This window comes from Hydrogenobaculum sp. Y04AAS1, assembly GCF_000020785.1.
Lineage (GTDB): Bacteria > Aquificota > Aquificia > Aquificales > Aquificaceae > Hydrogenobaculum.
In genome coordinates, this window is sequence record NC_011126.1 from 1446454 (window position 1) to 1460428 (window position 13975).

Consider the following 13975-nt stretch of genomic DNA (forward strand, 5'->3'; position numbering starts at 1 on the left):
ACCGACTTTTAAAATTGTCAATGATGTTTTGTTAAGTATCATCTATCAGCGTTTCTACGCTTTTTCTCTCAAAGAGATTTGAAACTTTTGGTAGTATCGTGGTTTTTACTACCTCTTTTACGTTGTCGCTTTCGTTTAGTTTCCTGGCACATCTTATGGTATCTCTCATAGAAAATACGAAATCTATGGCTTCTTCAGATTGCCCAGACTGATAATCTCTGTAAGCTTTTCTAATAGAAGACGCTATCTTTAAAAGCTCAAAAATTTTGTAGAGATTCCTTATGGTAATTTGAGATACGTTTATTGCTTTATCGTGGTTTATACCGTTTATTTTTTCGTACCATAGGTATATGAAGTCTTCTTTTGTAAGACCCTCGAACCCCGTTATATAATCTTTTAGTATGAGGGCTTCGTCTGGATAGTAAAAGCCTTTTTCATCTTCAAAAGGTGGATAATCTATGTAAAGGATATCTGCCCTTGATTTTATATCCTGAGGTAGCTCTGATACGCCCAAATAGTTTTGAGGGTTCATAGCTCCCACAAAAAGCACATTTTTTTCTGCTTTTACTATACTATCGTAAGATAAATACATATACCTTCTATAGTCAAACAAAGGGTTAAAAACTTTAACAAGAGATGTGGGTAGTGTGTTTATCTCATCGAAAAAGATTATGGCGTTTGGGGTTTCTAAAGCTTTTATAAGGTTTGATTTTGTCCTTTTTGTGCCTATTTTTGGGTCGTATTCGTATACAAACGTTATATCCTCTTTCTCCATTTTCGAATGACAAGGTATTATAAAAAGAGGTCTTCTGGTAAGGGCTGAGTAAACCTCTATAAGGAAGTTTTTACCTACACCGGCATCCCCTTCTATAATTACTATTCCTTCGTTATATTTTAGTTGCTCATTTAGGGCTTTTGATAGCATTGCCAAATTTTGCACAAACCAAGGCGTGTCTTCAAAGCTCACGGTGGGATTTAAGATAGAGCTATCTTGATAGCCAAAAAGCCCATTTAATTTTGATAGATATCTTGCTATCCATTTTGGTTTATGCCTCATCTCATCTATAGTAAGGTAGTTGTTGTATCTTTTTGGTTCTCTGGTGATACCATCTTCTCTTACAAAAGAGACCTTTGAATAAAGTTTCTGTTCTATAACGAGCTTTTCTTCCAACTTTAGTTGCCATCTTAGTTTTTTTCTTATGTTTTGAGGTATCTCTACCTTTACATCCGCTATTTTTACCGTGTTGTTGTCTATTTCGATTTTGTACTTTTCTAACCTTCTACTTATTATAAACCTTTGTATTAGCTTGCTTAACCTATCAAAAGCCTCTGGCTGTATATCTCTTGGTAAACTTAAAAAAACCTCTCTTGCCCTTTTTACCTCTTCCAAAGACTCCGCTTCTATTTGGCTTGCTATAGAGTTTTTTGATATCGCTTGCTCTACTTCTTTAATATGTTTTTCTATAAGATTTTTAAGAGATTCTAAAGCTTCTTTTTGAAGTTTTTCAAAAGCCTCTTGATATCTTTCGTCTAAGTTTTTGCCAAACTCTTGAAGCTCTTCGTAAATTTTTGCGTTTATGTTTGGTATTTGGCTTTTAAAAGCCTCAAATTTTAACTCTATAATTTTTTGGTAAAGCTCTTCTTCAGCTTTTTCTATAAGCTCTCTTATATCTTTAAAAGGATAAGACATCAAGGTCTTAAGTTCTTTTAACTCGGGTATATCTTCTGTTTCGTTGTTGTTTAACCTTTTTTTGAAGTCTCTATAAAGCTTTTGAGCGTTTTTTCTTATAGCTTCTTGGCGTTCTTTTGGATAGTATAGATCAAGCAAATTTGTATCAAACTTTCTAAGGTAGTAAAGTTTGTTTTCCCTATCTACAAAAGATGTATATATAGAACCATCTGGAGATACTTTCACTACGGAGTATCCGCCGTCTTCTAATACTCCCATCTCTTGGCCAAGTTTCGTATCAAAAAATGTTAGTCTGTTTTCTTCCTTGTCGGCTATGAGTGCTATATGTTCATACACATCTATATCGTTTGGATTGCAAGAGAGTGGGTATCTAAAAACTTCTGTTTTTGTATCTACGTTGTATCCTATCAACTCGTTGCCTACCAGATATAAAATATCATCTTTAAAAGTAGCACAAGAAGATGGAATGTTTAGCTCCTGTAAAATGTTTCCGTTTACGTCGATAACAACCGTTTTTTTTGGACCAGAGATGATGATATTTCTATTTATTAGGATTTTTATAAATTTTATTTGATCAAAATCTTGAAGTCTTATTATATTTTTTGGTTCTATGACACCTTTATCAAAATCAAGTTCTACTATTACTACCTGATTTGATAAGCTTCCGTATATAAGAAGACCGTTTCCTATATCTAAGCCTCCGGCCGGTCTTAAACCCTCTTGGGTAAGTTTTATGCTTTTCCAGGATTTTGGATTGTATGGATCTATCATCTCATGCACTGAAACATAAGGTGGACTTGATATTGCAAGAAATCTATCTCTAAATACGATATTTACTACCGCTTGGGATGGTGGTCTTGCTGGAAGTCTTACCAAAGCCCCGTTGTATTTGTACAAGCTAAAAAGCCCGTGTCTTCTACCTGCCAAAAACCAATAACCGTCCTCGGAGGTGGCCATTGTTTCTACCCAGTACTCTTCTATACGTGCATCTTTGTCTTGTTCTAAGTATCCAGGTGTAATTTCTATATCCTTTATGTATATTGATTGAGACTTAGTTTTTGGGTTTTCTTCTTTTTGTTTTCCTAAAAGCTTTTCCAATATACCTTTCATAGCATAATAAATTTATAAAAAAAAATAATTGATGTTATAACTTTAGCTTTAATGATTATAAGAATTTCTTTATATAAGAAAATCCTAATATAAGTTATATTTAAAAACTGTATGTTTTGTGGTATACTGTTAATTTTAGATTGATAGGAGGTACTTATGGAAGCGTCAAGACGCGATTTTATGCAATATGTTGTAGGTGCCTTTGGTGCTGTGGCTGCAGTAGGAGCAGCTTATCCCATACTTAAAAGTTTGGGACCAAACGCAGCAGCAGCTTTACAATCAAAGGTAGATTACGATGTATCTCAATTAAAACCGATGGATGTGAGGGTCACATCTTGGAAAGGTTTTCCGGTGTTTGTTATGATGTTGCCAACACCTTTTAACTGGAATGGTCCAGAAAGAAACAACAAATACAAAAACCACAACAGGGATATACTTGGCAACCACAACGTTTACGCTATCATAGGCAAATGCACTCACCTTGGTTGTATTCCTCTGTGGAAACCAGATGGTGATTCTGCTATGAATCCTTCCAATGTTCCAGTATTTCATTGCCCATGTCATGGTAGTATATATACACCTTGGGGAGATAACATATCTGGCCCAGCGCCGTTACCTCTTGGTATACCACCACAAGCTTTAAACGGCAATACGCTGGAGATAGGTACTCCAGGCTTTGTTAAGAAATTCTGGGATCCTTATACTTGATAAAAAGGAGGAATAGGAATGGGTCTTGCTAAATTTATTGAAGAAAGAACACATTTGAGTGAAATATTTCAGTCCCAGATGGTGGACTACAAAGTCCCCAAAAACCTCACGTTTCCATATGCTTTTGGCGTATTGGCGATAATCGCTTTTACTGTGCAAATAGTATCTGGAATGATACTTCTGATGTACTATAAACCTTATGATACACTTGCCTTTGATAGTGCCGCTCTTTTCATATGGAAAGTTGTACCATACGGGTGGCTATTTAGAAGCATACACGCTGCTGGGGCAAACTTTTTCTTAGCGGTTGTATATCTTCACATGTTTACCGGCATATATTACAACGCTTACAAGAAGCCAAGAGAGCTTGTTTGGGTAATGGGATTTATAATATATTTCTTGTTACTTCTTACCGCTCTTACTGGTTATGTCTTGCCTTGGGGTCAGCTCTCTTACTGGGCCACAGAGGTTACTGTTGAAATCCCAGGTGCTATTCCAGGTGTAATAGGCGAGACCATATCTCTTCTCATGAGAGGCGGTTATACCCTTGGAAACTTAGCCATTGGTAGATTTTTTGCTTTACACGTGCTGATATTACCTCTTATACTTCTTGGTGTTGTAAGTATACACCTATTCTTAGTTAGAGCTGCTGGTATATCAAACCCAGATGGTAAACCATACGATAAGAAAAAAGAAGGTGTGCCATTCCATCCTTACGTCACTCTAAAAGAAGGTGCTGTAGCAATGTTCTACCTTGCTTTGTTCTTCTTCTTCGTGTTTTTCTACATGAAAGAATTCTTACCAGCCACAAACTGGGAACCAGCTAACCCACTCCAAACACCAGCTGAAATAGCCCCAGAATGGTACCTAAAAGGTTATTACGCTATATTTAGATCTATACCTAACAAATTTATTGGTTTTGTAACCTTCAACTTAGTTTTAGCTCTTATACTTCTTCTACCCTGGCTTGATTTTTCTCCTATTAGAAGCGCAAGAAGAAGACCTCTTTTCTTTGCTATGTATATTGTATTTATATTTGCTGGTGCTGGTCTTACAATAATAGGTACACTTCAAGCCACACCTCAAGTAGCTAAAGTTGGTTTATTCTTCACAGCGCTATTGTTCTTGTTCTTTATATCTTTGCCAATCATATCATTTATAGAGCTTGGTTATGCTAAAGCTAAAGGTGAAGTAGATTATGCTAAAGGGGGTGAACAATGAGCTTAGGTAATATTTTGAAGACGATATTTTTTACCGCTTTTGTCGCAATATTCTTCTTCATCATATGGGTAAAAAATCCTTTTGTGCAAGAACAAGAGTATCCACTCCCAGCAAATTACAGAGCTATGATTTACAGCGATAATCCTCAAATAATAGCTGCTGGACGTCAGATAGTCACTCAACAATGCGCCGCTTGTCATTCTTTAAGATATGATGGCGTGTATCCGTTATCTGTAAAATCAGATCCAAACTTTCCTCGTATAATAAAACAATTTGCAAAACCTATACCTTCAGATAGTCTTTTGGCACCATTCCATCAAAAAACCAAAGGTTTTGCTATGTATCTTCCACAAGATGTCTACGATGCTGCTTTTGTGTCAGAGCTTCATACTCTTAAAAGCCAATTTGGTAAAGTGCCACCAGACTTGTCTACTATGTACCTTGCAAGAGGACCAGAGTACTTGTTTAATTGGGTTCAAAACCCTGGCCAAATCATTCCAGGTACTGCAATGCCAGCTATATTGCACGGCCAACCAAAAGAAGCTGCTGAAGTGGTAGCTTATCTAAGAGCTGTGGATACGCCCACACCAGCTGAACAAACAAGACGTTTTGAAATGGGCGTAGCAACGCTTGCTTTCCTAATATTCTTTGGTATAGCAATTTACTTATACAGAGGCAGATTCTTAGATAAAATGGGCTTACACTGATAACAATTACCCTCCCTTTTGGGAGGGTTTATATAAAATTTTTATTAAAATCTTAAAAACTTTATAAATTTCGCTTACTTTTGATATTTATATCTATTTTATATCGTTATTTACTTAAAATGCTCTTCAACACTTCTAAAGCGCTGTTAAACGTTTCTATCTTTTGAACCCCTCCTTGAGCTAAATCTTCTCTACCGCCGCCAGACCCTTCCATTGGTTTTGCTATATCTTTTATAATAGCTTTCATATCGTAGTTTAAATCTTTTGATCTAGCTATGAGTATACTCTTTTTTGGGCTTTTAGAAACTAAAAACACCACCGTGTTTGGATGCTGTCTATAGGAATCTGCTATCTCTCTAAGATTGTCCAAAGAAGCTTCTTCTAATATACCCCAGTATAGTTTTATACCGTTTATTTGTTCTATGTTTAAAGAGGCTTTAGCTTCTAACCTTACTAATTTAGACTTTAACATTTGAATTTGATTGTCTTTTTCTTTTAGCTCTTCTTTTAGAGCTATTACCCTTTCTAAAAGGTTTTGCTTGTTGGCACCTATTTCTTGGTATATGGTTTTTAAAAGCTTGCTATCTTCATAGGCCTCTCTTACAGCTTTTCTACCAGCCTTTGCAATTATACGCCTTATACCTGCTCCTACAGATGATTCTGATATTAGTTTAAAATAGCCTATATCTCCGGTTCTTTTTACGTGGGTTCCGCCGCAAAGCTCTTTGGAAAAATCTCCAGCGCTTATTACCCTTACTACATCACCGTATTTTTCTTCAAATATTGCTATAGCCCCAGTTTTTATAGCCTCTTGGTATGGAAGCTCTTTTACAAATATTTCTTCATTTTTCATAATCTCTTCGTTTATCATCGCTTCCAAAGCTTCTAACTCTTCTGGTTTTAGGCTTCTATAAAACGTAAAATCAAACCTTAAAAACTCATCTCCCACGTAAGAACCGGCCTGTCTTACAGATTCACCAAACATATTTCTCAAAGCTGCATGCAAAAGATGCGTAGAGGTGTGATGTCTTTTTATATCCTCTCTTCTTTCTTTATCTATTTTTGCAAGTACGTCTGTGCCTACTCTTAGCCTTCCCTTTATTACTTTTCCTATATGAGCTATTACCCCATCCGTTGGGGTTTTGGTGTCGTTTACTATAAAAAGTGCTTCGCTGTTTTCAAGTATACCACTGTCTCCTATCTGACCGCCTTTTTCTGGATAAAAAGGTGTTTTGTTAAGGATGATGATACCATCTTCTTGTTCTTTTAGCTCTTCTGTCATTTTACCATCTTTTATTATGAAAAGGACTTTTGCTTGTTCTTCGGTGTGTGTGTATCCTGTGAAGATTGATCTTGCCTTGTCTTTTATGCTAAGGTATACCTCATCCACCTTTTCTTCGCTTTTGAAGTGTTTTCTTGATTCTTCTTTTTGTTTTTCTAAAAGCTCATAAAAACCTTTCATATCAAGGGTCATACCTTTTTCATGGGTCATCTCTTGAAGTATATCTAAAGGAAATCCGTAAGTATCGTAAGCTTTAAAGATAAAATCTCCACTTATAACGTTTGACTTGTTCTCAGCTATGTATCTATCGAAAAGCTCCAAAGAGTTTTCCAAAGTTTCTAAAAATCTCGATTCTTCAGCTTTTATTATATTTTTAACAAACTCTTTGCTCATTTCAAGCTCTGGATATGCGTTTTTTAGCGTATCCACCACCACATCTATGCTTTTGTATAAAAACTCTTCTTTTATACCTATCTTATAGCCAAATCTTACGGCTCTTCTTAAGACTTTTCTTACCACATAGCCTCTTCCTTCGTTGGAAGGTATAATACCCTCAGATATGGCTACGGTGCAAGCTCTTGAATGATCGGCTATAACCCTCATAGCAATATCAGTTTCTTCATCGGTTTTGTAGCGTTTAGAAGAAAGATCTTCTACAAAATGTATAATAGGCATTATAATATCTATCTCAAAATTCGAGTCTTTGCCCTGTATGACAGATGCTATTCTTTCAAGCCCCATACCAGTGTCTATAGAGGGTTTGGCTAAAGGTTCCATATGTCCTGATTCATCTTTGTTAAACTGCATAAAAACGAGGTTCCATATTTCTAGATATCTTTCATCTTGAGAATATTTTTCTCCCCTATCTATGTAAATTTCAGAAGAATATCCGCAAGGACCAGTCTCTCCCATTTGCCAAAAGTTATCTTCATCCCCCATACGCCATATTTTGTCCTCTGGCACTTTTACCATATCTTTCCATATGTCGTAAGCTTCTTGATCGTTTTGATGAACGCTTACATATATCTTATCTTTTGGTAGTCTCAAAACCTCTGTAACAAACTCCCAAGCGTAAAGTATGGCCTCTTTCTTAAAGTAATCTCCGAAGGAAAAGTTTCCGAGCATTTCAAAAAACGTATGATGTCTTGTGGTTCTTCCTACGCTTTCAAGGTCGTTGTGCTTGCCTGATACTCTGAAACACTTTTGACAAGAGGTAGCTCTTTTGTAAGGAAGACTTTCAAGCCCTAAGAATACATTTTTAAAAGGTACCATACCAGCATTTACAAAAAGAAGCGTAGGATCGCTTTTAGGTACTATGGAAGAACTTTTCACAACGGTATGCCCTTTATTTTCAAAAAAAGATAAAAACTTTTCCCTTATTTCGTCTGTTTTCATACATCTATTTTACCAATGTTTTAATCTTTGGTCAATAAAACCTTCTTAACAAGTCATTCCACTCTTCAAAGTTTTCATTTAAATCTTTTTGGATTTTACTTGAATCGAGGGCTGAAAAATCTGGCCTTCTCGCTGGTAAGTTAAATACCTCTTTGCTTACCGGTATTATGATTTTCTTTATGCCGTAAACCTTTAAAATTAACTTTGCCCATTCGTAACGAGAAGCATAGCCGTTTGGGACAAGATGATATAGACCGCTTAAGTTTTTGTCTATCGCCTTTAGTGTTTTTTCTACCAAAAAGTCTGCAGGCGTTGGTACAGAGAACTCATCTATCGCTATTTTTAAAATATCGTTGTTTTTAGCCCAGTTTAAAAGCTTATAAACAAAGTTTTGTGTGCCATCCCCATATACCCAGCTTGTCCTAAATATCAAATAGCTTTCTAAACCTTCCTCCAAAGTCCATATTTCACCGGTGAGTTTACTCTTTCCATATTCGTTGATCGGATTTGGCATATCTTCTTCTTTGTATAGTCCTTCTTTTTTTCCATCAAACACGTAATCTGTTGAGTATGTTATAAAGTAAGCGTTGTATTGTTTGCAAAGGTAAGCTAAACTTTTTACCCCGTAGGCGTTTGTTTTGTAGGCATTTGGGAAATCTGTCTCGGCTTTATCTACAAAGTTGTAAGCACTACAGTTTAGTACTATATCTGGTCTGTAGGAATCAAAGACCTCTTTTAATCTGTCAAAATCTGATATATCGCAATCTTCTTTATCAAGCCCCAACGTATCTTCATTCTGAAGTGCATTTAAAAACGCTTTTCCCAGCTGTCCATTTTTACCAAGTATAAGGTATTTCATACGCTATATACCTTATCCCAATACTCTTTTAGGTATTTGAGTTTTTTCTCTACCCATGCCATATTTTCTATATACCATTTTACAGTTTTTTCTATACCTTCTTCAAATGTAGTTTTTGCTTCCCAGCCAAGCTCATTTTTTATCTTTGTAGTATCTAAAGAGTATCTAAAATCATGCCCTGGTCTATCCTTTACAAACTCTATAAGATCTTCATTTTTATGTAAAAGTTTTAATATAGTTTTTACCACATCTATGTTTCTTCGTTCTTGATTGCTACCTACGTTGTAAATCTCACCAATTTTGCCTTTTTCCATTATCTCAAATATAGCCTCAGCACAATCTGAGACATAAAGCCACTCTCTTACATTCTGCCCAGTGCCATATACAGGTATCTTTTCGTTGTTTAGGGCCTTTAAGATGACAACAGGTATAAGCTTTTCTGGATATTGCCAAGGACCGTAGTTGTTGGAGGGTCTAACGGTGATAACTGGAAGCTTGTAGGTTTTATAGTAAGCTCTTCCAAGCATATCAGCAGCTGCTTTTGATGAAGAGTAAGGGGAGTTTGGAACAAGGGGTGAATCTTCTTTGAACGTTCCCTCTTGCCCAAGTTCTCCATAAACCTCATCTGTGGCTATGTTGATAAATTTATCAACACCTATATCTTTTGCTACATCAAGAAGCACTTGTGTGCCTTCTACATTTGTCTTTATAAAAGGGCTTGCATCCAATATACTTCTATCCACATGGGATTCTGCTGCAAAATGAACTACAACCTTTGGCTTTTCAGTTTTAAAAATATGCTCTATAAACTCTTTGTTGGTAATATCTGCTTTGTAGAATGTTATAAACCGTGACAGACTTGTATTGTTTTCTACTCCTTTTAGTCTTTCCAAATCCCCAGCATATGTTAGCTTATCTACCACAACAATCTCATATCCTATTCTTACGCCTTCTCTTACAAACTCACTGCCTATAAAACCAGCTCCACCTGTTACAAGTAATTTCAAAATTTATCCTCCGTATAAAAAGTTGTTGTCTGCTTGTTCTAGTGTTGGTAGATTTTTATCTTTATCAGATAAAATAACCTCTTTTATATTTTCTAAAGGCCATTTTATGTTTATGGTTTTATCGTTCCATATTATACCTTTGTCGTGTTCTTTTGAATACTCGGCCTCAGATACTTTGTATATGATCTCAGCTTCTTCTGAAAGGGTCAAAAACCCATGGGCAAAGCCCTTTGGTATAAAAAGCATCAGTTTATTTTCTTCTGAGAGCTCATACCCTACCCATCTGCCGTAAGTGGGGCTATTTTTTCTTATATCTACAGCCACATCAAATATTTTACCCTTTATACATCTTACAAGCTTTCCTTGAGCTTCTGGTTCTTTTTGGTAATGAAGGCCCCTTAATACTCCTTTTACAGATTTTGAATGATTATCTTGGATAAAGATATCTGTTATGCCGTTTTTCTCAAACTCAGATTTTTTATAGCTTTCTAAGAAAAACCCTCTTTCGTCTTTAAAGACCTTTGGCTTTATCAGTATCACCTCTTTTATATCTGTTCTTATAAACTCAAAAGGCATGATCTTGGGCTATCTCCATCAAGTATTTTCCGTAATCTGTCTTTCTCAAATTGTGTGCTAGTTCTAAAAGTTTTTCTTTTGTGATCCATCCGTTTTTGTAGGCTATCTCCTCTATACATCCTACCATAAGACCAGTACGCTTTTCTATTGTTGATATAAACTCAGAGGCTTCCATAAAACTATCGTGGGTTCCAGCATCAAACCAAGCAAAACCCCTTCCTAGTATATAAGCGTATAGCTTATTAGCTTTCAAATAAGCTTCGTTTACAGATGTAATCTCAAGCTCTCCTCTATGAGAAGGTTTTATATCTTTTGCTATATAAACTGCATCTTTATCGTATATGTACATACCAACCACTGCATAATTGGATTTTGGATGCTTTGGTTTTTCTTCTAAAGAGACCACCTTACCATCTTCTGATATTTCTGCTATACCAAAGCGCTCTGGGTCTTTTACATGATAGCAAAATATAGATGCCCCGTTTTCTTTTAAAATCCTTTCTTTTGCCAAGTTTACAATCTTGGGCAAATCATGTCCAAAGAATATGTTGTCTCCCAAAAGATAAAGCACATAATCATCTTTTATAAAATCCTTTGCCAGAATAAGCCCTTCTGCTAAGCCCCTTGGTTTTTCTTGAATGATATAAGTTATATTTATACCAACATGAGACCCATCTTTTAACAAGAGTTTAAAACTCTCCAAATCTTGTGGGTTCACCACAATAGCTATATCCCTTATACCAAGAAGCATCACCAGCGACAGCGGATAATATATCATAGGTTTACTGTATATAGGCAAAAGATGCTTGTTTAACACTTCTGTAGTGGGATATAGCCTTGTACCAGAACCCCCAGCCAGTATAATAGCTTTCATATTGATTTATTATATAATATACTTAGTTTTTATGCTTTTAAAAGTAGAAAATTTAAACGTATTTTATAAAAATAAACATATTTTAAAAGATGTTAGTTTTGATATAGAAGAAAATGAGATATTTTCTATAGTGGGAGAATCTGGTTCTGGTAAATCCACCATTGCAAAAGCTATAATGGGACTTATTGATTATAAAGGGCTTATTGAGTATAAGGGTAAGGATATATTTATGATATTTCAAGACCCAGGCAATTATTTGGATCCTCTTTTTAACGTATATTCACAGATAAAAATGGTAAAAGAGGCTATAAAAGAAAACGCTGGCATAGATGTAGATAAAGCTATAAACCTTGTAGGGCTTGATGTAAATGAGTTAAAGAAAAAATATCCCCATCAGCTTTCAGGGGGTCAAAAGCAAAGGGTGATGATAGCGATGTCTTTGGCAAGAGGCTCTTCCTTGGTGATAGCCGATGAGCCTACATCTTCTTTAGATGTTTTGATACAAAAAGACGTTTTGTGCGCTTTTAAGAACATGAAAGATTATTTTAGTTCAATCATCATAACCCATGATATAGATGTGGTTTATTATATAGCGGATAAGGTGATGGTGTTAAAAGATGGTATAGTGCAAGAGATATCTAAAAAAGATGAGTTTTTTAAAAGCCCAAAAAGCGAATATGGTAAAAAATTGCTAGAGAGTTTTTATTGATTTTAACATAATTATAGCAAGAAGCCCTCACCTTGTATAAGTTCACTACATCGTGAACACATAAACCGTGGTATACTTGTCCCACAAAAAAATTATAACACATTATCATAGGACCACCTCGGAATTCTTTATACCATTACCATTAACCGTGGCATACTTGTAAGCTACTTCAGCAGGTGTTCTATAACCTAACAAATAATGAAACCGTGTTATACTTGTAGGTCTGAAATGCACTGACAGTGCTCTGATGCGATTATTTAAATAAATATTCTTGTCTATAGATGTTTCAATAAGTGAAGTAAGCCCGTTCCTACATTAAATCAACAGAAGATTCTGTCATAAGACACAAAACTATTGACAAGTCTCTTTTGATAACATGTTTAAGTTTAAGGTACATAAATATTTTAACTCCCCCTTTTACTATAGAAGAGCTAAAAGATTTACCATTCACAGCAAAAGCTATAGAACAGTTAGAACAAGAGGCTACTTTGAAAGGATTAGCTCAGGCCAAAAAGATAACGTTAAGAGCGCTATCCTTATTAAGTTTAAAGTGCTGCCAAAAGAGCTTGAAGAAAAGATAGAAAGCACAGATGATATAAAAGCTTTGGACGAGATGTTTAAGAAGGTTATACTAGCTAGTAAGATTGAAGAGATTTTGTAAGTTAGCCGATTTAGTAATGACTTCTAAAATCTATTAAAATTGTTCCATATAAACCATGTGGTTTTTAACAACTCCGCCGATTTCTAAAATGCGATTTTATCGCTCTGTTCCATATAAACCATGTGGGCCAAGAAGAAGAAAACGCATCTTTTAAATACTTTTGATTTGTAGTAAAATAGATCTATGGATATACAGCCTCATGATTCATTTTTTAAGCAGATATTTTCTGATCCTAGGAGAGTAAAGACGCTTCTTGATATCTTTGCTAAAGATGTAGCTAAAAGTATACATTCTATAACGCCTGTTAATACAGAAAAGTTTTCTTCTAAATCTCAAAAGTTTATGCTTGATTTACTTTTTAGCTGCAAGGTAAAAGATCAAGATGCTTACATAAGGATAGTGCTTGAACATAAATCTTATCTTGATAAAGAACTACCTATTCAGCTTTCATACTACAACGCCGCCATCTGGGAAGAGGCTATAAAAGAAAAAGAATATTATCCTCCTATTATCAATATTGTTTTTTATCATGGAAAAGGAGAGTGGAACATACCTACATCTTTACCAGTATTAGAAGACCAGAACTTGGAAAAATACGTATCTAAACTAAATTATATACTTATAGATCTAAACAAAGTATCAGATGATGAGCTAATAAATGAAGCCTACATAGATTTTTGCTTTACATCTGCTGTTATTGCAATGAAGCATGTACATGAGAATATAGAAAAGATTAAAGCAGTATTTAGGCCACTGGTGGAATACGTTCAAATTCATGAAGATGAAGAAGGATATCATTGTTTATTTTTCTCATTTAACTATATTTCATATGTGAAAGGTGATACCAAAGAGGCAGAAAACGCCTTGAAAGAACTTATAGGAGGTGATAAGAAAGCTATGACACTGATAGAAAAATGGATTATGGAAGGATTGGAAAAAGGTAAGCAAGAAGGCTTACAAGAAGGATTAGAAAAAGGTAAGCAAGAAGGATTAATTAAGGCTAAAAAAGATGACATTAAGAGTGTTATTCTTATCAAGTTTGGAGTATTGCCAAAAGAGCTTGAAGAGAAGATAGAAAGTACAGATGATATACAGATTTTAGATGATATGTTAAAAAGGGTTGCACTGGCTGGCAATATTGAAGAGATTTTGTAAGTTAGATAATTTGTTCCCTTA

11 protein-coding genes and 1 pseudogene are annotated in these 13975 nt (G+C 35.2%); 6 read left to right on the top strand and 6 right to left on the bottom strand.

Annotated features, from left to right (window positions below):
• Nucleotides 1-31 precede the first annotated feature (31 nt).
• Nucleotides 32-2800 (bottom strand): AAA family ATPase, encoded by a 2769-nt coding sequence (locus tag HY04AAS1_RS07740; RefSeq protein ID WP_012514571.1) that lies wholly within the window; start codon nt 2798-2800, stop codon nt 32-34.
• Nucleotides 2801-2956: 156 nt separating this feature from the next.
• Between HY04AAS1_RS07740 and petA the strand changes: the two genes are divergently transcribed.
• The 3 genes from petA to HY04AAS1_RS07755 are packed head-to-tail and all read left to right on the top strand — an operon-like array spanning nt 2957 to nt 5436.
• Entirely contained in the window at nt 2957-3508 is a 552-nt protein-coding gene (petA, locus tag HY04AAS1_RS07745; protein WP_012514572.1) for a ubiquinol-cytochrome c reductase iron-sulfur subunit, read from the top strand.
• An 18-nt stretch (nt 3509-3526) separates the two neighbouring features.
• Nucleotides 3527-4729, top strand: a complete 1203-nt coding sequence (locus HY04AAS1_RS07750; RefSeq protein WP_012514573.1) for a cytochrome bc complex cytochrome b subunit — start codon at nt 3527-3529, stop codon at nt 4727-4729.
• Entirely contained in the window at nt 4726-5436 is a 711-nt protein-coding gene (locus tag HY04AAS1_RS07755; RefSeq protein WP_012514574.1) for a cytochrome c1, read from the top strand. The genes HY04AAS1_RS07750 and HY04AAS1_RS07755 overlap by 4 nt, the downstream gene beginning before the upstream one ends.
• 106 nt (nt 5437-5542) lie before the next feature.
• Here the strand turns inward: HY04AAS1_RS07755 and alaS are convergent, their stop codons facing one another.
• The 5 genes from alaS to rfbA are packed head-to-tail and all read right to left on the bottom strand — an operon-like array spanning nt 5543 to nt 11429.
• Nucleotides 5543-8113 (bottom strand): alanine--tRNA ligase, encoded by a 2571-nt coding sequence (alaS, locus tag HY04AAS1_RS07760; protein WP_012514575.1) that lies wholly within the window; start codon nt 8111-8113, stop codon nt 5543-5545.
• 31 nt (nt 8114-8144) lie between these two features.
• The gene (gene rfbD, locus HY04AAS1_RS07765) at nt 8145-8972 is read right to left on the bottom strand and encodes a dTDP-4-dehydrorhamnose reductase (protein WP_012514576.1); all 828 of its coding nucleotides are present in this window, start codon (nt 8970-8972) and stop codon (nt 8145-8147) included.
• Complete coding sequence (gene rfbB, locus HY04AAS1_RS07770; protein ID WP_012514577.1) at nt 8969-9979, bottom strand: dTDP-glucose 4,6-dehydratase; 1011 nt, start codon at nt 9977-9979, stop codon at nt 8969-8971. The genes rfbD and rfbB overlap by 4 nt, the downstream gene beginning before the upstream one ends.
• 3 nt (nt 9980-9982) lie before the next feature.
• Nucleotides 9983-10555: a dTDP-4-dehydrorhamnose 3,5-epimerase gene (rfbC, locus tag HY04AAS1_RS07775; RefSeq protein WP_012514578.1), complete on the bottom strand. Its 573-nt coding sequence runs from the start codon at nt 10553-10555 to the stop codon at nt 9983-9985.
• Entirely contained in the window at nt 10545-11429 is an 885-nt protein-coding gene (gene rfbA / locus HY04AAS1_RS07780) for a glucose-1-phosphate thymidylyltransferase RfbA (RefSeq protein ID WP_012514579.1), read from the bottom strand. The genes rfbC and rfbA overlap by 11 nt, the downstream gene beginning before the upstream one ends.
• Nucleotides 11430-11460: 31 nt before the next feature.
• Here rfbA and HY04AAS1_RS07785 point away from each other — a divergent pair, with 31 nt between their 5' ends.
• From HY04AAS1_RS07785 to HY04AAS1_RS07795, 3 genes and pseudogenes are all read left to right on the top strand, one after another.
• Entirely contained in the window at nt 11461-12138 is a 678-nt protein-coding gene (locus HY04AAS1_RS07785) for an ABC transporter ATP-binding protein (RefSeq protein ID WP_012514580.1), read from the top strand.
• Nucleotides 12139-12548: 410 nt separating this feature from the next.
• Nucleotides 12549-12799 (top strand): annotated as a pseudogene (locus tag HY04AAS1_RS07790) (flagellar biosynthesis/type III secretory pathway protein); the annotation flags it as partial.
• A 183-nt stretch (nt 12800-12982) separates the two neighbouring features.
• Nucleotides 12983-13954, top strand: coding sequence for an Rpn family recombination-promoting nuclease/putative transposase (locus HY04AAS1_RS07795; RefSeq protein ID WP_012514581.1), 972 nt, complete (start codon nt 12983-12985; stop codon nt 13952-13954).
• The last annotated feature ends 21 nt before the right edge of the window (nt 13955-13975 follow it).

What these genes read in the sequence shown, in the direction of transcription:
- HY04AAS1_RS07740 (WP_012514571.1), bottom strand. Translation starts at nt 2,800, where the DNA reads ATGAAAGGTATATTGGAAAAGCTTTTAGGAAAACAAAAAGAAGAAAAC.
- petA (WP_012514572.1), top strand. Translation starts at nt 2,957, where the DNA reads ATGGAAGCGTCAAGACGCGATTTTATGCAATATGTTGTAGGTGCCTTT.
- HY04AAS1_RS07750 (WP_012514573.1), top strand. Translation starts at nt 3,527, where the DNA reads ATGGGTCTTGCTAAATTTATTGAAGAAAGAACACATTTGAGTGAAATA.
- HY04AAS1_RS07755 (WP_012514574.1), top strand. Translation starts at nt 4,726, where the DNA reads ATGAGCTTAGGTAATATTTTGAAGACGATATTTTTTACCGCTTTTGTC.
- alaS (WP_012514575.1), bottom strand. Translation starts at nt 8,113, where the DNA reads ATGAAAACAGACGAAATAAGGGAAAAGTTTTTATCTTTTTTTGAAAAT.
- rfbD (WP_012514576.1), bottom strand. Translation starts at nt 8,972, where the DNA reads ATGAAATACCTTATACTTGGTAAAAATGGACAGCTGGGAAAAGCGTTT.
- rfbC (WP_012514578.1), bottom strand. Translation starts at nt 10,555, where the DNA reads ATGCCTTTTGAGTTTATAAGAACAGATATAAAAGAGGTGATACTGATA.
- rfbA (WP_012514579.1), bottom strand. Translation starts at nt 11,429, where the DNA reads ATGAAAGCTATTATACTGGCTGGGGGTTCTGGTACAAGGCTATATCCC.
- HY04AAS1_RS07785 (WP_012514580.1), top strand. Translation starts at nt 11,461, where the DNA reads ATGCTTTTAAAAGTAGAAAATTTAAACGTATTTTATAAAAATAAACAT.
- HY04AAS1_RS07795 (WP_012514581.1), top strand. Translation starts at nt 12,983, where the DNA reads ATGGATATACAGCCTCATGATTCATTTTTTAAGCAGATATTTTCTGAT.